Source organism: Roseiconus lacunae (genome assembly GCF_008312935.1).
Lineage (GTDB): Bacteria > Planctomycetota > Planctomycetia > Pirellulales > Pirellulaceae > Stieleria > Stieleria lacunae.
In genome coordinates this window covers 41,574-65,064 of record NZ_VSZO01000010.1, presented here as the reverse complement: position 1 = coordinate 65,064, position 23,491 = coordinate 41,574, and the positions used below count along the sequence as shown (strand labels likewise).

Here is a 23,491-nt window from a genome sequence, read left to right as displayed (position 1 = left end):
CTTCCAACGATCGTGAATGCATCTTTATTCGAAACGATCGATGAGCCTCGCCAGTCAACCGGCGTTTACTCTTGTAGCTTTAGGGTAACCGTCGCCAATGCCCGTCGGCTGATGAGCCAAACCCAACCGTTGATCTAGACGGAGTACTAGTCCAACGAGGTTGCTCGTTCGATTAGCTTCAGCGATTCGGCGCGGTGTTGATCCAATTGAGACGTAAGTGTTGGAGAGGTTCCTCGGATCACCATCCACGCTTCCCGATTGAGCATCACGCCTTCGAGTTTATCAAACCAGGGCAATTCTGGGCGTCGGGATGTTTCTTCGTCGGTTCGGAAGAGATGGTCGCTCAGTGCCGAATCTGACTTGTCCAGAGCTTCGGTTGCCTGGGCGATGTTGCCACTCTGGTAGTGTGCGAGCGCGAGCGGAGCATGGACCAGATACCTTGAGGGCCACCGTGGGTCACGTTCGGCTTGACGAAGCATACCTATGGCTGCTTCATAGTTGGCAGCACGGAGCGCCGCCAGTCCCGTCAGATAGTGACGAATACAGGTAGGCGTACTGTCTGGTAATCGACTATCTGGCAAGTTAGGGTGCCCGAAACGGTCTCTCCTGGGAGCCGGGGGGCGTCCGCGGCCCTGTCCCGGGCTTTGTACCTGTCCAGGGCTAGAGCCGGGAGGCGGTTTCCGATCACGTCGAAAATCGAGGCCAAGGAATTTTTCTAACTCATGTCCGAAGTGTGGCCGGGGCCCGTTATCGTGCGGCGGCGGTGGTGGTCTGTCATCGAATTCCGGATTTCGAAGCCATTGCTCCGCGATGTCGAAGAGAATGGTATCATCGAGAGACTTAGTTTGATCGATCGTCGAAGACGAATCACTGACCAAAAGATCGCGTAAAAGCATCCACTGGGCAACCGAAGTTTCACCGACGATCGCTTCGAGGCGTTGCCGCGAAAGCCTTTCAAAAGATGCTTCCTTGCCGGTGTAAGACAGCAACGCGGGAACGCCCCACCACTGTGGCTGTAGTGTCGAAGCCCCGAGTTGGCTTGCGACATGAAAATCCTCGGCCGCTTCTGGCCATAGTTGAAGTTTGCAATACAGCAGAGCTCGATGCAATCGAGGAAGGTAATAGCTCGGTTGAATCGAAACCGCGGAGTTGTAGTCTTCGATGGCTGACGCATAACGATCGGCATTCGCGTGAGCTTGGCCACGGACAAGTAACTCGTTGGCACGGACAAGGTTTTCGGCGAATTCTTCAAGCTCTTGCTTGGCCGCGATCGCATCCGCTTTGGCGAGGTTGGCCTGTCGCAAGGCTTCGTCCTTGGCGTTGCGTTCGCCGATCACTTTTGACATTTGCCAAAGACTGACGGCGGTCCCGAGTAGCAATGCGATACCGACAAGTGAGCCGGTTAGGAATGCGATGCGATGTCGCCGGGCGTATTTTTGCAGGCGATAGAGTCGGCTTGGCGGACGAGCCTCGACCGGTTCATCTTGCAAATAGCGTCGGAGGTCGTCCGACAATGCCGATGCGGTGTCATAACGACGCGATCGATCCTTTTCCAAGGACTTCATCACAACCCAGTCGAGATCACCCGTTAACGCTTGCGTCAATTCATGCGGCTGCACTCGGCGACGGTCAGCGATTGTTGAGAGTACTGCCTGTGACGTGGCGAGACGCGTACTCGGACGCGGCGGATCTTCTTCGCGAATGATACGGCGGATTTCGTCGAGTTTGGCGGAATCCAATCGCACTCGATCAAACGGCGTCGCGCCGGCGAGCAATTCGTAGAGAATGACGCCCAAGGAGTAAATGTCGCTACGGGTGTCGACGTCCAGCCCGCTCATCTCGGCCTGTTCGGGGCTCATGTACAAGGGGGTTCCGAGCATCGAAAAGAAACACGTATAGATCGAATTGTCGGTCAGCTTCTCTTCCATCGCCTTAGCGATCCCAAAGTCGATCACTTTGGCAACAGGTTTTCCGTCGTGAAGTGTGACCAAGACATTCGAGGGTTTTAAGTCTCGATGGATGATGCCCTTCTGATGCGCATGATGGACCGCCGAACACACGTCGATCATCAACTCAAGCCGTTCGACGACACTCAACTTTTGTCGGTCGCAAAACTCTGCGATCGGTAGTCCGCGAACCAGTTCCATGGCAAAGTAGGGACGCCCATCGGGTGTCACCCCGACATCAAAGATTTGCGCGATGTTGGGATGATTCATCATCGCCACGGCTTGGCGTTCGGCTTCAAATCGGGCGATCACTTCCTTGGATCCCATCCCCGGTTTGACGATTTTTAACGCGACCTTGCGGCGCACCGGATGTTCTTGTTGGGCGACGAAGACGAGTCCAAAACCACCTTCACCGATCTGTTCCTTGAGTTTGTAGGGGCCGATCTGTAGGCCGACATGATCGATCGGTGAATCCATCGGTGAACGGAACAATGGCGACCGACTCAGTTCGTCCCCGATTGGATGGTCAAGTAGTGCGGCGGGCTGATCATGAGCGGCCAAGAGGGCATCGACCGAAGCCCGAAGATGATGATCCTGGCCACAGGCGGAAGCCAAGTATTTGAAGCGATCGTCAGGGGACTCCTTTTCGATCGCTTCTAGAAAAATCTCTCGTTCATTCAAGTTTGGCATGACCGTATCTTAATCATTCCGTTCGGCATCGCCGTTGGGAATTCCTGGGCCGTGTGGGGGCCGATGATTTTTCAGTTGTTCCATTTGATCGGCGGTCAGGATCGAAGCCAGGCGTTTGTCGACGATCGCTTGGAGTCCGTCGAGCTGGCGTTGTTGGCGGACGTCGAGTGTTAGTGCGGCGATCATCGGTTCGGGGATGATTTGTCCGGGTTGTGGTGGCCCGGGGCGTCCCGGTTGATGTGCGTCTTGTGACAGGATTGTTTCGCCATCAATTGGTGGAGGACCATTGGGAGGCGGGCCTTCGGGGCGTCGGAATTGGCCGTTCGGGCCGTCCTGCGAAGGTGGGGCCATGCGACCGAATCGATTGCCACGTGATTGAGTTTGTGATTGCAACGCGGTGGTCAGTTCCGCCTTCGTGACGCTTCCATCGCCGTTGGCGTCGGCTTGCTGAAACAGTTGAAGGATCATTTCCGTCGGCGGGCCGCCATGCATTCCACCCTGCGGGCCGCCACGGCCTGGTGGTTGAGCGAACAAAAGGCCAGGAACCGCGATGGCCCCAGAGAAAACGGCACATTGAAGAGTACGGCGGAACATTCTATTTTCCTATAGGGTCGCACTGTGTCGATCGCTTCGACGTTTGGTTAGGGCAAGCAATTGCCTGACAGACTTCAATGCGATGTGCGGAGGCAGATCGGGCCACACTTTTCCAATTACTTTCTGATGGTCATCGATCGACGACCATGCCACCGAAGAGAGGTCATGAATCGAGACGTCACTAAAATCCTCTCGGACATCGAACGAGGTGATCGAGCCGCGGCGAGCGAACTGCTTCCACTGGTGTATGAGGAACTCCGCCGATTAGCCGCCAGTCGCATGAACCAAGAACGGTCCGGGCAGACACTGCAACCGACAGCGTTGGTCCACGAGGTCTTTTTAAAACTTGTCGGTGATGATTCACAGCGATGGGACGGGCGCGGTCACTTTTTCGCCGCGGCCGCCGAAGCGATGCGAAGAATTTTAATCGATAACGCACGTCGAAAAGGCCGCGTCAAACGAGGCGGCGATTTTCAGCGTCAAGAATTGAATGACAATGTCAGTGTCGATCAATCCAGCAGCAATGACGACTTGTTGATTCTCGATGAAGCACTTACGAAGCTCGCCACCGAAGATGAGCAATTAGCCAAGTTGGTTGAACTGCGATACTTCACGGGTCTGACCATCGATGAAACCGCCGAAGTCCTCGGTGTTTCACCGCGGACGACGAAACGGAATTGGGCCTACGCACGCGCTTGGTTGCAACGTGAAATGGGTGGAGACGGCCATTGATGATCCTTGCATTTGGCCTCGAACCGGCTGCCCGGGTTAGTTTGACATCCCACCGTCGGCTCGCAAGTGTTGGCCGGTAATCCAGCCCGCTTCTGAACTTGCCAAGAAGGAGACGACCGCCGCAATGTCGGTCGGAGTTCCTAGACGGCTAAACGCAGAGAGCTCGGCGAAGCTTTGTCTTTCAGCATCGGAACGCTGGTCTACCATCCCAGGGCTGGTCGCGCCTGGGCGAACGCTGTTGACGCTGATACCACGACTGCCGACCTCCCTGGACAGAGAAACGAGCATCGCATCAATGGCGGCTTTGGTCGCCGAATAGACGCCAGTTCCGGGACGAGGACGCTCGGCAAGCTGCGACGAAACGAAAATGATTCGTCCATTCTCGCGGACTTGGCGGGCGGCCTGCCGAATGGTCAAGAACGCACCGCGAAGATTGACCGACAGCAGGTTGTCGAATTCGGCAAGGCTGAAATCGGCGATCGGGTTGCTGCAGATTGTTCCCGCATTGGCGACCACCACATCCACACCACCGAAGCGTTGTGACGTTTCATCAAAAAGACGGTTCACTTCCAGTTCATCACGAACATCGGCGTGTGCGAAGATGGCTTGCCCCGATCCGAACTTGCGTTGATTGTGGTTGATGGCTTCAACGACTCGCTCAGCTGCCGACAGGTCGCTGCCATAGTGAACGACGACATTAAAACCGTCAGCAGCAAGCCTTCGGCAGATTTCTCCGCCGATCGCTCCCGAACCCCCGGTTACGATCGCCGTCTTCCGTGATTCATTCATCTCGACATCTTTTTGGGGAATCATTTAAAGCCTGCGGCGAAACGTCTTCGCGATATCCTTTACAATCGTCAAGTGCGATATCGGTAGGTACCGATTCCCTTGTCACTGGTTGGTTTCTATTTCGTTCAGCAGTGAGGTCCGAAATGATGCGAATGACGACGAGTGCTATTGCATGTTGGATCTTTTTGGCCGGACTGGGATGTCAGGGAGATGTCCATGCCGAAGACCAACCCGACAATCGCGAGCAAGAACGTCAAGAGCGTCTCGACTATCTCACCCAGCAGGCGTCCGGCTTTCAGATGTCCATCGCCGGAACGTCTGGCCAGACCTTGAAGTTCGACGAACAACCGATTTTGCGATACACCAATCCCGTACGCAACTTCTTTACCGATGGCGTCGCGTTCGTTTGGAATCATGAATCCGAGCCCGCAATGGTGGGGGCTCTTTCGGTTCGCGGAAACGGCAAGGTCTTTTGCGAATTTACATTGCTGAAATCATTGTCACTGAATTGTGACCTCGGATTACGGCAGGTCTGGACCCCCGAAAAAATGTCCCAGGTCGATGTGCCTTTCCGGGTTAAAGCCGCTGCGCCCGCTGATGCTCGACGACAAGCGTTGTTGATGCGTCAAATCATTCGGCGATTCTCGGTTCAGATGATTGAGGTCGAAGATTCCAACAGCAAGCAAGAGTTGCGATTACTGGCTAGCCCGTTGGCAGCATGGTCGGATTCTTCGACCGGAGTCTTTGGCATGTGTTTCGGGTTTGCCGAGACTAATGATCCGGAAGCATTGGTGGTGCTTCGTTATAACCCGGAACCGAAGTCAAACGGTACTCAGTGGACCTACACCCTCGCACGAATGACCTCGCGTCCTTTGGTCTTTGAACTCGATCACGAGGAGATCTATCAGGTGGCATCGTACTGGACCAACCCAAGGTCAGCGACAGATAGCTATCTTGAACGCGGGCTTGGCGAGTATCCCAACAAGCAATGATGTTTCGAACAAGAGTGTCCGAGGAGAGCCCACCAGTGGGGCGTGACCCTGCATTCCGATGTGGTCTAAGAACCAACGGTGCGAGTCCCGATGATTTCACTTTTTAGATTGCGAGTTTGATTGTCGAACGGATCCCGGGCTCGTCAGGTGGGTGTGCTGGAGTCGAAGGGGATCGCTCGATCGCGTCGAACGTCCAAGTGTCACACAGCTTTAAAAGCCGAAAATCTTTTCGAGTCCGGCGTTGATCTGGTCAACTTGGTCGCCGAGCTGCTTTTGAATCAATCCATCTAAACGATTCTGGATGACTTCGGCACCAGCCTTAGGGACAAGTTCGGCCATCACACGACGAACTGCGGTCTCATCAAGACGCGGCCGAGAAATCGTGCCCGAAATGGGGAAGGCAAGATTTTGGCCTGCGAGGCCCTTTAAGTCGCTACCGAGCCAGTTCGCATTGAGCGGTACTTGAGCGACCAGAGCGAGTTGTGAATCGAGTCCGACACGACCGCTCGTCATGAGTTCGGCGTTGTCGATTTTGAAGTACATCCGTTGATGGACCACTGCTGCGTCTGCGAGTGCAAACGGAACGGTTTGAGGTGGCATTTCAATCAGCGTCTTGGATTCGACAGATTGTGCTTGACCGCCGGTCAATTGGGCCATCGACTTAACTTGGCGAACACCTTGAATCAGTTGGTTGGCCAGGGGGCCACTGGAGAGGGTCATTTGACCGATTTCCAGGTTCCCGCGAATCACGCTGGCGGCGGGATCATCGGTTCGGATGATACATTCATCGAATGTTGCCGAAGCGATTCCTTCGACTTGCGCCGCGCCTGCGGCGAGCGGGGTGAGGTACTTCAGCCACGACGCGGCGGCTTGCGGTGAAATGCGAAGCGACTGTATCGATGTCCCTTGATCGAGTTGGACGATCGTGCTCGGTTGGGTCAGGTCAATTGACAATCCAAATGTTGCTTGAGCAGGAGCGGCCTCAGGTGAGTTTGCTTGAATCGAAGTAACGGTTGCCGGAGCGATGTCGAGCACTGGTACCGTTGATCGATCGATACGTATCGCCGTCTCGGTAATTCGCAACGGTAGTTTAGCTTGTCCCAAACGCACACCGGCGATATCGCAGCGTTGCCAGCCGACATCGGTGCGAATGTCATAGGTCATGTCATCCTGGTCGGGGATCGATGCTTTGACGGTTAATTCACTTTCATGAATACCGTCGGCGTTGATCGACGCACCAAACAATTCCGATAGACGCGTCGCCAACAGATCGAGTTTGATCCGTGACGGACCCGATAATGTCACTTCGGTGCCGCCTTCGATCGGGGTCATCGCACCGGTGAGCGATCCGGCGAACCAATCGCATGCAAATTGTTGGGCGCCTAGTTTGAGGCTGCCGCTTTCGGGATCGTATAGGATCGGGCCGGACAGCTTGATCCGAGGTTCCGCCCAAATCACTTCGCTTTTGGGTGACTGACCGCTTGGGCTGGCAAAACCGCTACCTGAAAATCGACCGTCGAGTGCCGGGGCAACTTGAAACGCACCGGCCGACGTTCCGGGAGGTGAGATCGCACCGGAAGCGACTTCAAAGATCTGGAGGTTTTGTCCGGTCAAATTGGAATTGAATTTCCAAAGGTTTCCATCACGAGTCAGCTTTGTATTGCCTTCGCATCGACCCGAAACGCGATACGTGTTGTCTTCGACCGCTCGATAGCCAATCGGTCGCACGGTGGGGACCGCGGCGGCCCGGGCGATCGTCGCACCGATGCTTTCCTGCAAACGCTCAAGGTCTGCTTTCCACGTCAATTCAAGGTCGGTGTTTTTCGCCGTGATCTCACCCGTGATCCCGATCGAGATCGCTTCACCGACGATGCCGGACGACTTGGTCGCAATGGTTCCTTCGGGAAGGTCGCACGCGCCTTCGAATCGTAAGGTCAGTTGTGGCTGTGAAAACCATTGATCGCCATAGTTGATCCGTGGTTGCAAGAATTCGAAGTCAGCTTTGGAGATCGTACCGCCATTTTCGTGGACGCTGGCCACGGCGGTGCCGGTCACTCGACCTTCGGCACTTGCCAATTCCGGCGGCAGCCAGGGGCCCAATGATTCACTCAAGTTTTCTAAACGACCGTCAACTTCGACCTTGATCGGAAAGACTGCATTTTTGGTGGGCTGATAGACCGGATCGAGTAACGAAACATCGATTTGGACGCCACCGCTGCCGAGCGAAAAATCGGCATGTGAAAGTTGTTCGAGTTGATTGTCTTTCCAGTTTCCTTTGGCATTGATACTGGTTTGGACGATCGAGCGTTTGAACTGGTGTCCGCCGGGCAAGGTGATCAACAATTGCTTTCCGGCACCCGATCCGCCCAACTCCCATCGATCGCCATCAACGCCGGTAACCACAGACCAACGAATGGCACCATCGGCGTTCCCGCCAAGAGAAAAATTGGAGACATCGACGATGGGGCGAAGCATGGCATACAGGCGGCCAAAGTCGACTTCGAATCGTGCCTCTCCGTTGCGCAGCATCCCATGCCCGGAAGCTTCCGCGAACGAGCTGCGCAGCGAAAAATGTTCTGCGAGAAGTGAGCCATCGTTATCGGCAACCGTCGCGTCGATCGAAATCGGTTCGATCACCACGATCTGGCCGGACGAACGGGCACGGATCGAGCGAGTCTTGAGTGCGAGTTCCGTTCGGGCGTCGTTCTGGCCGGGACGTGTCTGGTTACGAAGGATGGCCGTTGCCGTTCCCGATACCAGCGTTGCGTCCTTACGGATCGGCAAAAGTCCCGGCAGCGAATGCGTGAGTGCCGCCAAATCGACGTTCAGTTTCGCCGTCCCTTGTAACGACTGCATCCACAACAATGGATTGTCTTCCGTTCCGACAAATGAAATCGATGTTGGGAATGATCCGTCAAGTTCGGCCGACGCAAAGTCCGTTGTGATGGCGAGGTCATTACCGTGTAACCGATCCTCGGTGAGCGTGATGTGACCGTGAAGCGTCGCCAAATTGTTTTGCCACCGCTGCCGATCGGAAACGGGGAGTGTGGTTTGCAAATTTCGGATCTGAACGTCGGAGATGTCGACCTGAACGCCACCATCGGTCTGTCCGAGCACTTTGAGACTGCCAGACGTCTCGCCCGCATTGCCGATCGGAGTCGGGGTGTGCTCGAGATAAAACCGTCTCGCTATCAAATCAGCCGTCGATAGTGGAAACGAGTCCGCTTTGACATTCAGTTCCCAGGCTGCAGGAATCGCAGCCGACAACAAAGTCGGATCATGCAGAAGAAACTGTGTCTCAATCGTACCGGCGGTTCCTGATGGTTCGGCGACGACCCCGGATAATTGAGCAGTGATCCGGTCACCATCAACGTTGACCTGGGCATTGGACTGATGCAACGTCCAGGCCTGTTGTGTGATCGCATCGGTAACTTCGATCTGACACTCTTGCAGTTGAATCGAGGTGCGAACCAGAGGCGATGTTTGATCCGACGGTTCGAGCAACGTCGCCAAGTCAGATTCCAGTGATGAGCCGCCTTGCTCGACGGTGCATCGCAGCGTGACTTCTCGCAGCGAAAGTTCGCCGATGCTCGAAGGATCAAATCGAATCAAATCGATCGCCGTCAAAGAACTCGTCGTGTGTCCGATTTGCAATTGTGTTTGATTGGATCGCCCCACCAACATGACATTCTTCACCGACAGCGGTGTGAACCAGCCGACCGAAATGGATTCGACTGATGCTTGCCAACCATACGCGGCGGCTTGAGAGAGGAAGATCGATCGCGCGATCCCCGAGTGACTGATGATGCTCGGTGCTGCTAAAACGGCAAACCCGAGAAATCCGAGCGTGATGAGGGTCAGCCGGAATTTGCGATTCGAACGTCGATCGCGCCGGCGACGGGTGACGTCGAGCTGCGTTTGTTCGATTTCATCGAGTTGGTGGTCGTCGGTCACTACGGTCACATCCTTGTGCCTGACACACGAAAAAACATCCTTCAGCCTGAGACGCTGCTGTGGAGGATACGCCAATTTGGGCAAATTACCCAAGACCAATCCACAGCCTTTTCAGCAGGCCACCAAAGAACGATCCAAATTCAATGGCCAAACCGCTAATCGGACAATCGACCGGCTAGCCCGACGGCAAAAGTGGTTTCCTTCCGCGTTAAGTCGCGGCGCGATGAACGCGATCCATGATGGCACGTCCAATGCCTGCATTAGAGCATTCGTCGATAACGATTAGCTCGCACGGCAATTGGTCGGCCTCGCGGATCGCCGCAAAAAGATGTCTCGCGACTTCGTTCAAATCTCCGGTCGGGCTTAGCACTCTGATCCATCCGAACGCGATGGGGCGATCCGACTGCGGCTGCGGCGTAAAATACAGGCGAGCGACCTTGGCCGGATTCATTTTTCCAAGATCGAATTCGCTCGCTTTGATCAATCGCGTTTGAGGAGAGTAGTGCTTGCGCATCAATCCCGGCGATGGCAATGGAGCCAGTGAAGCCGGTTCAACGCCCGCGGAGTCGGTGTTCGCCGACGGGGACGCGGGGGCTTGATGGCGAATGAGTTCGATGTCACCAAAGACGCTGACCAACTGCTCTGTTGAAATCCCACCCGGGCGTAGTAGTTGTGGTACCGTCGGGGTTAGTCGAATGATGGTGGATTCGACTCCAAAGTCACAAGGGCCTCCGTCGAGCACCATTTCGATGGAATCACCAAACGCCGTCGCGACATGATTGGCTTGTGTCGGACTGACATAATTCGATCGGTTCGCGCTCGGGGCGGCGATCGGCAAGGCAAAGGATTCCAGCAGCGATTGCATGACTGGGTGATTGGGGACTCGCACGGCCAAGGTCTCCGCACCGGCAGTTACCGCGGGGGCGACGGAGCCACGGAGCGGCGCGACCACGGTTAACGGCCCTGGCCAGAATGTTGTTGCCAGGTTCCATTGCCACGTGATCGTTGCGTCGTCGTCGACATTGATCCAGCGACGGGCTTGGTCGGCGTTCGCAAAATGTGCGATGAGAGGATTGTTTGCCGGGCGTCCTTTGGCTTGGAAGATCCGCTCGACGGCGAGCTGGTTGGTCGCATCGGCGGCCAGGCCATAGACGGTTTCCGTCGGCACGCCGATCAATTTCCCAGCCGCTAACGCCTGAGCCGCAGCAGCAATCGTCGCGTCGGTGGGGACAACGATTTTCGAATCAGCCATCTCGAATCAAGACTCCAAGCCAACGGGGCAATCGTGCTCAAGCGAGGGCGTTTTGTTGCTCGGAGGTCAATTCAGCGATGCCGCTTTTGGCCAACTGAATCATCGAAGCGAGTTCGCCGTCACTGAACGTTGCTTCCTCGCCTGTCCCTTGGATCTCGACAAATTGGCCGCTGCCGGTCATCACGACGTTCATGTCGACATCGGCGGCGTAGTCGAGTTCGTAATCCAAATCCAAACGCACCACGCCGTCGACAACGCCGACACTGATCGCGGCGATCGAATCACGGAGCGGGCCCTCGGGGCCGATTTTTGAATTTGGCAACTCATTTTTGATGGCCTTGGCCAGGGCAATGAAACCACCGGTAATCGAAGCGGTGCGTGTCCCCCCGTCGGCTTGCAAGACATCGCAGTCGACGACGATCGAACGTTCGCCGAGTGCTTCCAAATCGACGACGGCGCGCAGGGAACGGCCGATCAGACGCTGGATCTCGGTCGTTCTGCCGTCGACTTTACTGCGTTCACGTCGCTTCCGAGGCACCGTGCTGCCTGGCAGCATGTTGTATTCGGCCGTCACCCAGCCTTTCCCTTTTCCTTCCAACCACGGAGGGACACTCGGTTCAACCGAGGCAGTGCACAACACGACCGTCTTTCCGGATTTGTACAGCACGCTGGCGGGATGATGCTCCAAATACCCGATTTGAATCTCGACGGGACGGAGTTGATCGGGCTGACGCATTGGGATTCCTGACATCGGGGAAATGTTTTTGAGGCTTCTAGAGCGGAATATCCTACGGTGAGGCGTCTTTTTGGGTAGATGCCATGTTTTTAAAGTCGTTGGCAGCGATCAAGGCATCGGATTCCGTGATTCGCGACCAACAACGGCCGCAAGACCAATTAGAATTGGGCTTCAACAGGATTGGGATTCTCGTGAAGGAATCGTGAACTCGGAATTGACGCTAAGACGTTGACTCGGTTTTCACTTTCCCACGTCACCGTGGTCCCGCATGGACAGAATTTCGAAGAACTGCAAAGGCGCTCAGCTGTGAGATTTGACTCCGCCCGATTGTTTGTCGTCGCTCTTGCGATTGTTTCATTTGCCCCCGCCGGGATGACGCAATCACCCGAAGCAGCCAACCCAAAGCACAGTGATCCGTACGATCCATTCGCACAACTGGATCCCTGGTGGCCGACTCCGACGGACACTCGTATCGCGTCTGGGGCACCGGGGCCAGGCTATTGGCAACAACGGGCTGATTATGAAATCGATGTGACACTCGATGATGAAAATCAGCGGATCGTTGGCAAGGAGAAAATCCACTACCACAACCAATCACCGCACACGCTGTCTTACATCTGGGTGCAGTTGGATCAAAACCGATTTCGACCTGGGTCGGATGCATTGACCACCACAACGGCTCCGTCGCTCGCCCCACGGATTTCGTTTCAGTCGATGAAGTCGATCCTCGCGGCACAGGTTTTTGACGGTGGATACAAAATCACCGCGGTCACTGATGCGGCGGGGGAAGCATTAAACTACACCGACGTTGGCACGATGATGCGAATCAACTTGCCAGAGCCGCTCGCACCTGGAAAGTCGGTCTCGTTCGGTATCGAGTACTCCTATAACATCGTCGATTCAAAAACCATTCGGGCCCGCGCCGGTAAAGAATTCTTCGAAGCGGACGAGAACTACATTTACGAGATCGCGCAGTGGTTTCCACGTGTGGCATCGTACACCGACTTCGGGGCGTGGCAGCACAAGGCTTTCTTGGGACGCGGTGAGTTCACACTTGAGCTTGGCGATTACGTCGTTCGGATCACCGCGCCGAAAGAGATGGTGATCGCATCGACGGGAACCTTGACCAATCCCGATGACGTTCTCAAGCCCGAATGGAAAGAACGCTTGGCTGCCGCAAAGCAGTCGACTAAGCCGAAGTTCATCGTCACCCCCGAGGAGGCGAAGAAGAACGAAAGCGTTCGCGGTGATGAAACGAAGACCTGGGAATTCAAAGCCGACAACGTCCGCGACTTTGCTTTTGCCGGCAGTCGTAAATTTATCTGGGACGCGATGGGGGTGAAGGTTGGCTCGCAAACGGTGATGGCGATGTCGTACTATCCCAACGAAGCGGAGCCACTTTGGAGTCAATATTCGACCGAATCGATCGCTCACACCTTGGAAGTCTACGGACGCTACTCTTTCGAATACCCCTATCCGGTTGCGATCAGTGTCAACGGTCCGGTGTATGGAATGGAATACCCGATGATCTGCTTTAACGGGCCTCGCCCGGAAGAGGACGGGACCTATAGCAAGGCAACCAAGTACGGCTTGATCTCAGTGATCATTCACGAAGTCGGGCACAATTTCTTTCCTATGATCGTCAACAGCGATGAACGCCAGTGGACCTGGATGGACGAAGGTCTGAACACGTTCTTGCAATATCTGGCCGAGCAAGAATGGGAAGAAAACTATCCATCGCGACGTGGCGAACCGGAAAAAATCGTCGGCTACATGCGTGGAGGAAACCAACGTCCGATCATGACCGGTAGCGAAGAAATTTTGCAGTTCGGAAGCAACGCGTACGCCAAACCCGCGACCGCCCTGAACATCCTGCGTGAAACGATCCTGGGGCGAGAACTGTTTGACGAAGCCTTCCGTGAATATGCCCGCCGGTGGAAGTTTAAACGACCAACCCCCAGTGATTTCTTTCGCACAATGGAAGACGCATCGGGGACCGATTTGGACTGGTTCTGGCGTGGTTGGTTTTACTCGACCAAACATGTGGATATCGGAATCACCGATGTGCAGCTTTATCAAATCGACGCAGGCGACCCCGACGAAGCTGCCGAGCGACAACGCCAAGAGAAAGACCAAGAAGAACCTTCGATTTCTGAGGTCCGAAATAAGGACCTCCGCCGACGAATCGAATGGCAACCCGGTTTGAAAGACTTTTACAACAGTCCAGACTTTGACGAATTAAAGGTCGAAGAAGACGATCGTAAGGCGTTCCAAAGATTTCTCGACGGACTCGATAGCGACGAACGAGCAATGCTTCGCCGAACGACCAATTTCTATGTCGTCGATTTCAGTAACCATGGTGGTTTGGTAATGCCGATCATCCTGCGAGTTCACTATGCCGATAGCACGAGTGAACTGATGACGATGCCGGCACAAATCTGGCGTTACAACAGCAAGCGGATCAAGAAGTTGATCGCTTCGGACAAAGAAATCGTGCGGATGGAATTGGACCCACAGCGGCAGACAGCTGACGTGGATACTAGCAACAATCATTGGCCTGAAAAGTTAGTGCCCAGCCGCTTCAAATTGTTCAAAAGCGACAAGAGCAAAAACCCAATGCAAAAGGCTAACGCTCGAAAGAAGTCGGAACAAAAAAACGACGAAAAGACGGAAGCAAAACCGACCGAAAAGCCTGACGCAAAGAAAGCAGAGGCCGCCAAGTGATCACCGGAGTGCTGTTGCCGTTTGCTTTTTGTTCGGCCTTGTTACTGCATCCGGTTCATGAAACCTATGCGGAACTTGAGTGGAATGCGGATAGTCGTTCTTGTGAAGTTGCCTTGCGGATTCATGTTCTCGACGAGCAGTGGATGCGACGAAGTATCGACGCCGAAATCAACTCGAACTGGCAGGCGGACTACTTACGGAAGCACGTCTACTTTGATCGAAAGATCGTCAAGGGTGATGACGGCAAGGAAGTCGCGACCGGGAAACCGATTCAGTGGATTGGCCGAAAGGTTGAAGGCGCCCATGCGTGGTGGTTCTTCGAAGTCGAATGCAAAGACAGCGAGCCACCAAAGTCTGTTGACAACCGATTGCTGTTTGACCGCGAGGCGAACTACCAGCACCGTGTGGTGGTCTTGGGCCAAAAGGATGACACCGGTAAGAGTCCCTCCGGTGTGATCACGCTGCGCCATCCGAGCCTAAAACTGTCGCTCGGTGCCCCGCATTGATGCGATGATTGGACGGGGCCCATCCTGAGCCTACCAACAATCCGAATTGTACCAACATCCGAATTGTACCAAGGGCTGGGGGCCGGGCTCGCAGCCTGCGTTAATTGCTTGTTCGTTTCCCAGTGCTGCAGCCGCCAGTCATCCACGGTCTGCTCCGCGTCGGCGAAACCATGAACCTGATCGCGCCGCCAAAGGTCGGCAAAAGCTGGTTGGCCATCCACCCACACTTCCGCATCCGTCGTTGGCGATGTCCCAGATTTTGCATTGCAGGGCGGCGCGTTGTGGAGATCCGGTCATTCGGTGGCTGTCCTTGTCAGTCCTTCGTAGAAAGCGGATGAGCTTTCAATGTCGTTCGGCTCTCCGAGCCGATTACGTCGCGCGATTACGCTTTCGGCTTGGGGATCCGAGCGACATTCATTGCGCGGCTTGTGGCTCGATTGGCTTGGCTGTCTTCTTCAGAAAACGGTCGAGGTCGCTTCAGCAGACCGATCTAGGTGATCTTCACCCGAGATGGGTTTTGCGATTGGTTCCTCCGTCACTTGGCGATTGATTAAACTTTGCAGCTTTCCTCTCCGTAGCTGCAACGTTTCTCCCGCCGAGGCAACCATGCGAAGCCTGTTTCAGATAGCGGCGATCCTGGTGATCGCCGTTCCCGCCATCGCGTCCAACGAGACCGACCGTCAGGTCAACCCGGATGTCCCCCGAGGTACGGTCACGACTGGCGTCTTTGATCGTAGTGAAATTTACCCCGGGACGACCCGCAATTTTAGCGTTTACGTTCCTGCTCAATATGATTCGACAAAGCCAGCCAATTTGATGGTGTTTATGGATGGGCGAAATTATGTTCGCCCCGGCGGACCCTTTCGTGTCCCCACGGTCCTGGACAACCTGATCGCCCAAGAAGCGATCCCAACGACGATCGCTGTCTTTGTCGATCCCGGGACCCTATCGGCGACGAAAAATGGAGCGAAGAACCGTAGCAATCGTTCTTTCGAATATGACGCGATGAGCGATCGCTATGCGAAATTCCTTATTGACGAGTTTTTGCCTGTCGCCCTGAAGGATTTGAATGTTTCGTCGTCGCCGCTGGATCGTGCCGTCTGCGGAATCTCCTCCGGCGCCATCTGCGCCTTCACGGTAGCTTGGCACCGCCCCGATCAATTTGGAAACGTCCTCAGTCACATCGGGAGCTACACCAACATTCGTGGTGGAATTGTCTATCCGGGGCTTGTTCGCAAGACTCACCAATCACCGAAACCGATCAAGGTCTACCTACAGGAAGGCGTCGATGATTTGGATAACGTTCATGGTGATTGGCCGTTGGCGAACCACGACCTCGCTGCCGCACTGCAGTTCGCCGGGTACCAATACAAATTGGAGATGACCGAGGGTGGCCACAGTGCGAAGTGGGCCGGCGAAGTGTTGCCCGGGGCGATTCGTTGGCTCTGGGACGAGGACGCAGAATCCACCAAGATTCCTTCCACGGCGACGAAGCCCAAGTGGGAACCTCATCCCGATGCGATTCGCCAAGCGGGCGTTCCCGAAGGAACCGTTGAAGTCATGTCGCCATGGGAATCGAAAGTCTTTCCAGGAATGGTTCGTGACTGGGCGATTTACGTGCCCGCACAGTATGATCCGAAGACACCGGCCGCGCTGATGGTCTTTCAAGATGGCGAACGCATGCGCAAAATTGACGGTCGCTGGCGAATTCCGATTGTGTTCGACAATCTGATCGCGCGGGGGGAGATGCCACCGACGATCGCTGTGTTCTTGAACCCAGGGCACGATCAATCGAAGCCTCGCCAACGCAACCGTAGCAGCAATCGCGGTTTTGAATACGACAGTCTCGGCGACCGATACGCTCGGTTTCTGACCGAGGAGATTCTTCCGGTGGTCGAGCAAAAGTACAACGTCTCTTCGGATCCTCAGCGGCGAGCGATTGGTGGTTCCAGCAGTGGCGCGATCTGTGCATTCACCGTCGCCTGGAATCGTCCCGATCAATTCGGAAAGGTTTATTCCAACGTCGGTAGCTTTACGCATTTGCGCGGCGGAAATATCTATCCCGGTCTGGTTCGCAAGACGGAGCCCAAGCCGATTCGGGTCTACATGGCCGATACCAGTGGTGACGTCGACAACGCATTCGGAAGTTGGCCGTGGGCGAATCAGCGAATGGCGTCGGCTCTAAAGTACATGGGATACGATGTTCGCTTCGATTGGGCGGAAGGCTATGCACACAATGCTGACTATGGTAGCAGTTGCTTTCCCGATGCGATGGCATGGCTCTGGCGAAACGAAACTCATCAACCGGTGGTCGATACCAGCGACGATCTTGGCGGAGATTATCCGTTGTTACGATTGTTGATTCCCGGCGAAGGCTGGGAGATCGTTGCCAAAGATCTGGGCTTTGCCGACGCACCGTGTGCGGATGCCGAGGGGAATTTTTACTACAGCGACATGCGGGCTCCGGCGGTCTATCGGGTCGACGCTGGTGACGGGCAGCAAACTAAAATCGCGGACGTACCGGTTAGCGGTCTGATGTTTGGCCCAGATGGCTTGCTATATGGATGCCAAGGATCGAAACGTCAGGTTGTCGCGATTGATCCGGAAAATGGAACTACCAAAACGGTCGCTTCCGATTTGCGCCCCAACGATCTTGCAATTACAAAGGACGGAACTCTGTTTGTCACCGAAACGCCGACCAGTCGAGTCCTGCGAATCAATCCGGGAAATGGAGAAGTCGTCATTGCCGACGAAGGAATTAACAAACCGAATGGCATCGCGCTGACGGCCGATGGGGGAACCTTGGCGGTTTCTGACTACGGAGGTGATCGGACGTGGACTTTTCGCGTCAATGCCGATCAATCGCTCGACGCCAAGATGCCAACGATGCCGATGCGAGTTCCCATCGATCCAGAAGGCGAGTTTAATTTCAACGAGCCTCCTCCGCGTCAGGCAACCGCAAAAGGCGATGGCATGGCGATCGATCGAGCCGGTCGGTTTTATGTGACCAGTGAACTCGGCGTACAAGTTTTCGACCCTAGCGGACGGCCTTGTGGTGTGTTGCCGAAGCCCGATCCGTCAAAGCCGCTGACCAGTTGTGTGTTGGCAGGTGAGGGCCATCGCTATCTGTATGTGACCAATGGCAAAACGATTTATCGGCGGTTGGTCAACGCGGACTCGAACAAGCCAGTCGCCATACCATAGGGTGCGTCATCTGGCGACCGATCGCAAAAACCGTGGGCCGGATGCGGTGGCGTCGGCCCGCATCGAATCGGTAATGATCGATCACGCAAAAAGCGGGTTTTACGGTCGATGTCCGTGCCTCACGGGGCTTTGTTCGAATCATGCCAGCACCTTAAAAAATCGGCTTCAGCCCATCGGCGTCAACCTGCCGTGCGTCGGATTGTCCGGTGCGACCGAATGTGGGTGTTCTCGATGGGCTAGCGATGGGACGATTGGTGAAACGATTCTTTCGTCACTTGTCTCGCGAGAACGGTTCATGTCTACGTCTCATCGAAAGCTACATTTTGATCGTCTTGAAGAAGCGGTCGCCGAAGTCGAGCGTCTTGCAAAGGTCCCTGTTCAAACGACGGGGAACTTTACTTTTCCGCAAATCGTCGAACACTTAGCGACCGCATTCGACATCTCATCGGGGCATCAAACGCCGCCACCGGTGCCGTGGTTGATCCGCGTCGTTGCTCCGTTGATGGCCAAACGCGCCGCTCATCGTCCGATGAAACCGGGGCTCAAATTACCGCAAAAGGCGCAAGCATTTTTTTGGCGTGACGCAGAGCAGCTCGAAGACGCGCTTTCACAATTTCGAACCGCTTATGAGCGTTATCGTTCGATCGACACGCTGCCGCGGCATCCCTTGTTCGGTAACCTCTCGCGAGAAGATAACGAGCAGTTGCAGTGCCGCCACATGGAACTGCACCTTGGGTTCGTGCACCCGCAGTAAGCTCGTTGCCTTTCCCGGTGCTTCGTCTAGCCCAAAACTATGGGATTGGCTGATCAGCGTTTGCCCCGGTTATTACACCGAAACCGTGGCGAACGCCAATCGGCTAGTCCTAACTTCTGAGGTTTTCGAAGCACTAGGCGAAGAATTTCTTCAGGGTCGCTTCGTTAGGCTTGGGGGTGATCAAGGAGACGACCACCATTGTGATCAGCGAGCTGGCGAGCATCGCAACGACCGGCATTAGCTCATACTCTTCGCCGCCAAGAGGCAGTTTCAAAACATAAGTGCGAAGGGCGTCTTGCTCGAGTGCTTGGTAGAACATGTAGCCCCAGCTTGCGATCGCGGCCAAAACGCCGGCGATCGCACCGGCGGCTGACAGGCCACGCCAATAAAGCGCCGCAAAGACGATTGGGAACAACGCGCTGAAACCGCTGAAACACCAAACGCCCATCGCAAAGACGCTTTTCGGGTCAAGTAACCCGAGTCCGTAAGTGACCGCCACAATTGCGATGATGAACAGACGAGTGTAGAGCACCTGTTGGGCATCGGTAACGTTCTCTTTGCCTTTATAGTGCGTCAATATGTCGTTGGTGAAGATGGTGCCCAGACAAAGAAACTGACTGTCGAGGCTACTCATGATGGCCGCCAAGATTCCGGCTGCCAGCAGACCGCCGAGCACTTTTCCGGTCTGTGTTTTCACCAAGAACGGCAGGACCGTGTTGGGATTGTTTGGTAACGGTGGCTTCGGAGGAATCAGATCTCCGGTCGCCCAGACGCCGACCAATACACAGGGTACCCAGACAATCATGATGAAAAGCGGGTGACAAATCACCGGAACTTTAAACGTATTGGCGCTCTTAGCTGTCATCCAGTGTTGGAACAGGTGCGGAAACATCCCGACCGACAACGGGATCAGCAGATAAGTGAAGAATTTAGTTTTGCTCATCTCCATTCGAGTGAGCTTTTCGGTTGGTACCGAATCGGCGAGGACTTGCAAGTTCGCCATCAGGCCATCTTGTCCACCCAAGCGATTTGCGATGACGTAAAACGTCACGACGCCTAAGATCATAAATACGATCGTTTGCAGTGTGTTTGCCCAGGTCGTCCCACGCATTCCGCCGAAGAAGACGTACACCAGCACGACCACACAGATAACTAGCGATCCCATCCATGGCGGGATTCCACCGTGCAGCGCCATGATCGGTTCGCCCGCGGGATTGAGCGCCGGAAATAAATCGGGGGCCAATCCGGCGGTCAGCGATTGAACGACGGAACCGGCACTGATCACGCCGATCAGCAGGTACGGAACGACCAAACCGACCAGAATCGGAAACAGTAGCAGCCCGATAAAATCGCTATCCAATCGATCGCGGAAGAATTCGATTTGGGTGGTGTATTTGTGACGCCGGGCAAACTTCCAAACCTTGACACCGATTAGGAAGAAGCAAAGCGAGTGAATAATTCCACTGCTGCTGGCCAACATTCCATAGACGCCGATGCCCTCTTTGAAGGCTTCACCGCTGCTGCCGACCAAGGCGAACGCGGTCATCGTCGTTCCAAAGATGCTCATGAGCAACAGGAATGGGCCGATCGAATGGCTGGCAACTTGGTAGTCCTCTTTCGTACCCTTGAAAAGGCGTCCCGAAGAAAGTCCTAAGATCAGCAGGATTGCCAAATAGATGATGATGATGATCAACTGTGGCAAGCCAGGATGGTTTAACGATTCCATGTTCACGCCCCCTCATCGTTGGCGGCAGCTTTCGAATCGCCCGCGACACCCACCGTGTCGTCGTCATCGAGCGGCCATGCGATCACGGTCGCCAACGCCCAAGTGAGGCTGGCACCGATGGAGATGCAGGCATGCCAAAACAGGCCGATCGGCATGAATCCGAAAACGAGCGTGTCGCTTTCCCAAAACCAGTTGTCTTGATGCAGAATCAACAACAGCACCACCAGTGCTGCGATGATCCATGGCCCGCGAGATGGATGACTTGACATGCCGTTTGTCCGGTCGAAGTTGATTGGCAGGATGGATGGAAGGGTCCGACAGTGTACTCCCATCGGCAACGATCATGGTAGCCGGGACAGTGTTGCCGCCAAGATTGAATCGGGATCCAATGAGAAGTAACCCCTCTAAATCCGTCTTCGCTCGACCGGTTTCAATCATCTGATGAAGATCGGCAAAGAATTCTTCTCTCCGCCTGAAACTCCTTGCCGAAAACGAAATCTGTTTCACCAGGGCGAACCATCGCGCGGTGGAAATTCCCCAAAAACGATACGCTGGACCCCGTGGACACGAAACTGAATCTTATCGCGACCTGCGTCTTTGGCCTCGAGGCTGTCGTTCGCCGAGAGTTAGAAACCTTGGGCGTGCAAGGCGAAATTGCCGGAGCCGGCCGAGTGCAGTTTCAAGGCGACTGGACGTTGGTGGCGATGGCAAATTTGCACCTTCGGTGTGCCGATCGTATCCTGATCCAAGTCGCCGAACTCCCCGCAACCGATTTCGATTCGCTTTTCGACGCAACCGGTGCAATCGATTGGGCCGACTGGTTGCCCGTCGATGCCGCCTTTCCGGTGGGGGGGCGATCAATCAAGTCGACCTTGACCAGTGTTCCCGCGATCCAGCGAAGTGTGAAGCGGGCTGTCGTCGATTCGATGGTGCGTGGTCACGGAACTTCGCAGCTTGAAGAAACAGGGGCGGTCTACAAAATTGATGTTTCGATCATTGAAGATCACGCGACGCTGACGCTTGATACTTCTGGTGCGTCGCTTCATCGCCGTGGCTATCGAATCGAAGGTGCCCGGTCGCCGCTGCGTGAGACTTTAGCGGCGGCGTTAGTTCAATTGAGTTATTGGAAACCGGGACGCCCGCTTCTTGATCCGTTTTGTGGGACCGGGACGATCCCCATTGAAGCGGCGCGGATCGGACTGAAGATCGCACCCGGCATCGACCGGGAGTTTGCCTTCACGGCCTGGGCTGCCGCGCCATCGGACCTTGTGGAGGACTTGCGGAGTGATGCGGTCAAGGGACAACTTCAAACACTGGACGAACCGATCTTAGCCAGTGATCTCGATGGTCGAGTGGTCCATATTGCCCGCGAGAACGCCAAGCGAGCAGGGGTTGATGGCGTCATTCATTTTCAACGGAAAGACATCCGCGAGGTTTCGACCAAACGACGGTTCGGGTGCTTGATCACGCATGCGCCGTTTGAGTTTCAATCCAAGGAACGAGAAATACAGCCTAAACCGTCATTGCCGGATCGTAGGCATCGCCCCAAAGCGAATTCGGAAAAGTCGGACATGTCGCGTCCCTCACATGAATCTCGTGAGTTGGATTCGTTGTATCGGTTTCTTCCCGAGGTCTTTCGAGGATTGCCGACTTGGTCGCACTACGTTCTGAGTAGTTATCAAGGGTTCGAGCGGGTGCTTGGAAAGTCGGCTGATCGGCGTCGGAAGCTGTACAACGGCAAGCACGAAAATACGTTCTATCAGTTTTATGGTCCAAAGCCGGTGGTCGAACAGCGGCAGCATGACGATGAAGTGACAACCTTGGTTCATGCGGAGGGATCAGCCGCGTTTGGACAGTTAGGGGACAAGGCGGACGAGCAGGCTGAGCTATTTGCCGCGCGACTTCGTAAGCGTGCCCGACATTTGCGGCGATGGCCAACCCGACGTGGCATCACGTGCTTTCGTCTCTACGAACGTGACATTCCAGAGATTCCGCTAGTCGTCGATCGCTACGAAGATCATTTGCATATCACCGAATATGAACGACCGCACGATCGTGATCCCGCACAGCACGCCAACTGGCTTGATCGGATGGCGAAGACAGCGGCGGAAACGCTTGAGATCAACGCAAGCAATGTACACTTTAAGCGTCGGGACCGACAAAAGAACTTCGTCCAGTACGAAAAAGTCGATCAAACGCGGAACCGTTTTCAAGTCAACGAAGGCGGTTTGAAGTTCTGGGTCAACTTGGATGATTACATCGATACCGGGTTGTTTCTCGACCATCGTCAAACACGTTCGATGGTACGTGACTTAGCCAAGGATGCGTGGTTTCTAAATCTCTTTGCCTATACCGGTTCCTTCACGGTGTATGCCGCCGACGGTGGTGCACGCAGGACGACGACAGTCGATCTCTCGAGTACGTACACGCGTTGGACCTGCGAGAACCTTCGCTTAAATGGTTTCTTAAACGATCAAGACGCACCAGACGAACGTCGGTATGCCAGCCAGTCCGATGCCAAACATCAAGTGTTCGCGATGGATGTCTCGAAGTTTATCGAGGAGCATCCTGCCGGAGAGAAATACGACGTCGTTGTCTTTGACCCGCCGACGTATTCTCGCAGTAAAAAAACTGACAATGACTGGAATGTCCAGCAGGACGCGATCCCGTTGTTAAACAAGTTATTGCCACTGGTCCGGCGAGGCGGGGTGGTCTTCTTCTCCAACAACTTCAGACGATTCAAGTTCGATGCTTCGGAGTTGGATGTGAGTGAATGCCACGAAATCTCTTCCCAAACGGTACCCGAGGATTTTCGCAACCGCCGCATTCATCGCTGTTGGCGAATCGTGCGATAGCGTTTGGTAACGCCGTCTCGTCCGAACGTTTGGGAGC

The 23,491-nt window shown here is 54.9% G+C and carries 15 protein-coding genes; 7 read left to right on the top strand and 8 right to left on the bottom strand.

Going from position 1 to position 23,491, the window contains the following annotated elements:
* Positions 1–146 precede the first annotated feature (146 nt).
* On the bottom strand, positions 147–2,636 hold the full coding sequence (locus tag FYC48_RS14360; protein WP_149497419.1) for a serine/threonine protein kinase: 2,490 nt from the start codon (positions 2,634–2,636) through the stop codon (positions 147–149).
* A gap of 9 nt (positions 2,637–2,645) precedes the next feature.
* The gene (locus tag FYC48_RS14355) at positions 2,646–3,230 is read right to left on the bottom strand and encodes an EF-hand domain-containing protein (RefSeq protein WP_149497418.1); all 585 of its coding nucleotides are present in this window, start codon (positions 3,228–3,230) and stop codon (positions 2,646–2,648) included.
* Positions 3,231–3,395: 165 nt separating this feature from the next.
* Between FYC48_RS14355 and FYC48_RS14350 the strand changes: the two genes are divergently transcribed.
* Positions 3,396–3,962, top strand: coding sequence for a sigma-70 family RNA polymerase sigma factor (locus FYC48_RS14350; protein ID WP_149497417.1), 567 nt, complete (start codon positions 3,396–3,398; stop codon positions 3,960–3,962).
* A 36-nt stretch (positions 3,963–3,998) separates the two neighbouring features.
* On the opposite strand, the gene FYC48_RS14345 is transcribed toward FYC48_RS14350, so the two are convergent.
* Complete coding sequence (locus FYC48_RS14345) at positions 3,999–4,751, bottom strand: SDR family oxidoreductase (protein WP_149497416.1); 753 nt, start codon at positions 4,749–4,751, stop codon at positions 3,999–4,001.
* 152 nt (positions 4,752–4,903) lie between these two features.
* On the opposite strand from FYC48_RS14345, the gene FYC48_RS14340 reads away from it, so the two are divergent.
* Positions 4,904–5,743 carry a hypothetical protein gene (locus FYC48_RS14340; RefSeq protein WP_149497415.1) on the top strand — a complete coding sequence of 280 codons (840 nt, stop codon included), beginning with the start codon at positions 4,904–4,906 and terminating at the stop codon, positions 5,741–5,743.
* A gap of 210 nt (positions 5,744–5,953) precedes the next feature.
* Here the strand turns inward: FYC48_RS14340 and FYC48_RS14335 are convergent, their stop codons facing one another.
* The 3 genes from FYC48_RS14335 to rph all read right to left on the bottom strand — a co-directional run bounded on the left by FYC48_RS14335 (position 5,954) and on the right by rph (position 11,700).
* Complete coding sequence (locus FYC48_RS14335; RefSeq protein ID WP_149497414.1) at positions 5,954–9,697, bottom strand: hypothetical protein; 3,744 nt, start codon at positions 9,695–9,697, stop codon at positions 5,954–5,956.
* A 208-nt stretch (positions 9,698–9,905) separates the two neighbouring features.
* The gene (locus FYC48_RS14330; RefSeq protein WP_149497413.1) at positions 9,906–10,949 is read right to left on the bottom strand and encodes an L-threonylcarbamoyladenylate synthase; all 1,044 of its coding nucleotides are present in this window, start codon (positions 10,947–10,949) and stop codon (positions 9,906–9,908) included.
* 37 nt (positions 10,950–10,986) lie between these two features.
* Positions 10,987–11,700 carry a ribonuclease PH gene (gene rph, locus FYC48_RS14325; protein WP_149497412.1) on the bottom strand — a complete coding sequence of 238 codons (714 nt, stop codon included), beginning with the start codon at positions 11,698–11,700 and terminating at the stop codon, positions 10,987–10,989.
* A 357-nt stretch (positions 11,701–12,057) separates the two neighbouring features.
* On the opposite strand from rph, the gene FYC48_RS14320 reads away from it, so the two are divergent.
* The 4 genes from FYC48_RS14320 to FYC48_RS14305 all read left to right on the top strand — a co-directional run bounded on the left by FYC48_RS14320 (position 12,058) and on the right by FYC48_RS14305 (position 18,873).
* Entirely contained in the window at positions 12,058–14,409 is a 2,352-nt protein-coding gene (locus FYC48_RS14320) for a M1 family metallopeptidase (protein ID WP_160149564.1), read from the top strand.
* On the top strand, positions 14,406–14,915 hold the full coding sequence (locus tag FYC48_RS14315; protein WP_160149520.1) for a DUF6702 family protein: 510 nt from the start codon (positions 14,406–14,408) through the stop codon (positions 14,913–14,915). The genes FYC48_RS14320 and FYC48_RS14315 overlap by 4 nt, the downstream gene beginning before the upstream one ends.
* A gap of 606 nt (positions 14,916–15,521) precedes the next feature.
* Positions 15,522–18,119, top strand: a complete 2,598-nt coding sequence (locus FYC48_RS14310; RefSeq protein WP_149497410.1) for an alpha/beta hydrolase-fold protein — start codon at positions 15,522–15,524, stop codon at positions 18,117–18,119.
* A 295-nt stretch (positions 18,120–18,414) separates the two neighbouring features.
* Positions 18,415–18,873, top strand: coding sequence for a DUF1569 domain-containing protein (locus tag FYC48_RS14305; protein WP_149497409.1), 459 nt, complete (start codon positions 18,415–18,417; stop codon positions 18,871–18,873).
* 133 nt (positions 18,874–19,006) lie between these two features.
* On the opposite strand, the gene FYC48_RS14300 is transcribed toward FYC48_RS14305, so the two are convergent.
* Both FYC48_RS14300 and FYC48_RS14295 read right to left on the bottom strand, forming a co-directional pair.
* Positions 19,007–20,599, bottom strand: a complete 1,593-nt coding sequence (locus tag FYC48_RS14300) for a sodium:solute symporter family protein (protein WP_149497408.1) — start codon at positions 20,597–20,599, stop codon at positions 19,007–19,009.
* A gap of 2 nt (positions 20,600–20,601) precedes the next feature.
* A complete protein-coding gene (locus tag FYC48_RS14295) occupies positions 20,602–20,868 on the bottom strand; it encodes a DUF3311 domain-containing protein (RefSeq protein WP_149497407.1) in 267 nt (88 codons plus the stop codon).
* A gap of 291 nt (positions 20,869–21,159) precedes the next feature.
* Between FYC48_RS14295 and FYC48_RS14290 the strand changes: the two genes are divergently transcribed.
* Entirely contained in the window at positions 21,160–23,454 is a 2,295-nt protein-coding gene (locus FYC48_RS14290; protein ID WP_160149519.1) for a class I SAM-dependent methyltransferase, read from the top strand.
* Positions 23,455–23,491 lie beyond the last annotated feature (37 nt).

Excerpts from the sequence above, each read along its gene's own strand:
- FYC48_RS14360 (WP_149497419.1), bottom strand. The coding sequence starts at position 2,636 with ATGCCAAACTTGAATGAACGAGAGATTTTTCTAGAAGCGATCGAAAAG.
- FYC48_RS14355 (WP_149497418.1), bottom strand. The coding sequence starts at position 3,230 with ATGTTCCGCCGTACTCTTCAATGTGCCGTTTTCTCTGGGGCCATCGCG.
- FYC48_RS14350 (WP_149497417.1), top strand. The coding sequence starts at position 3,396 with ATGAATCGAGACGTCACTAAAATCCTCTCGGACATCGAACGAGGTGAT.
- FYC48_RS14345 (WP_149497416.1), bottom strand. The coding sequence starts at position 4,751 with ATGAATGAATCACGGAAGACGGCGATCGTAACCGGGGGTTCGGGAGCG.
- FYC48_RS14340 (WP_149497415.1), top strand. The coding sequence starts at position 4,904 with ATGACGACGAGTGCTATTGCATGTTGGATCTTTTTGGCCGGACTGGGA.
- FYC48_RS14330 (WP_149497413.1), bottom strand. The coding sequence starts at position 10,949 with ATGGCTGATTCGAAAATCGTTGTCCCCACCGACGCGACGATTGCTGCT.
- rph (WP_149497412.1), bottom strand. The coding sequence starts at position 11,700 with ATGTCAGGAATCCCAATGCGTCAGCCCGATCAACTCCGTCCCGTCGAG.
- FYC48_RS14320 (WP_160149564.1), top strand. The coding sequence starts at position 12,058 with ATGACGCAATCACCCGAAGCAGCCAACCCAAAGCACAGTGATCCGTAC.
- FYC48_RS14310 (WP_149497410.1), top strand. The coding sequence starts at position 15,522 with ATGCGAAGCCTGTTTCAGATAGCGGCGATCCTGGTGATCGCCGTTCCC.
- FYC48_RS14305 (WP_149497409.1), top strand. The coding sequence starts at position 18,415 with ATGTCTACGTCTCATCGAAAGCTACATTTTGATCGTCTTGAAGAAGCG.
- FYC48_RS14300 (WP_149497408.1), bottom strand. The coding sequence starts at position 20,599 with ATGGAATCGTTAAACCATCCTGGCTTGCCACAGTTGATCATCATCATC.
- FYC48_RS14295 (WP_149497407.1), bottom strand. The coding sequence starts at position 20,868 with ATGTCAAGTCATCCATCTCGCGGGCCATGGATCATCGCAGCACTGGTG.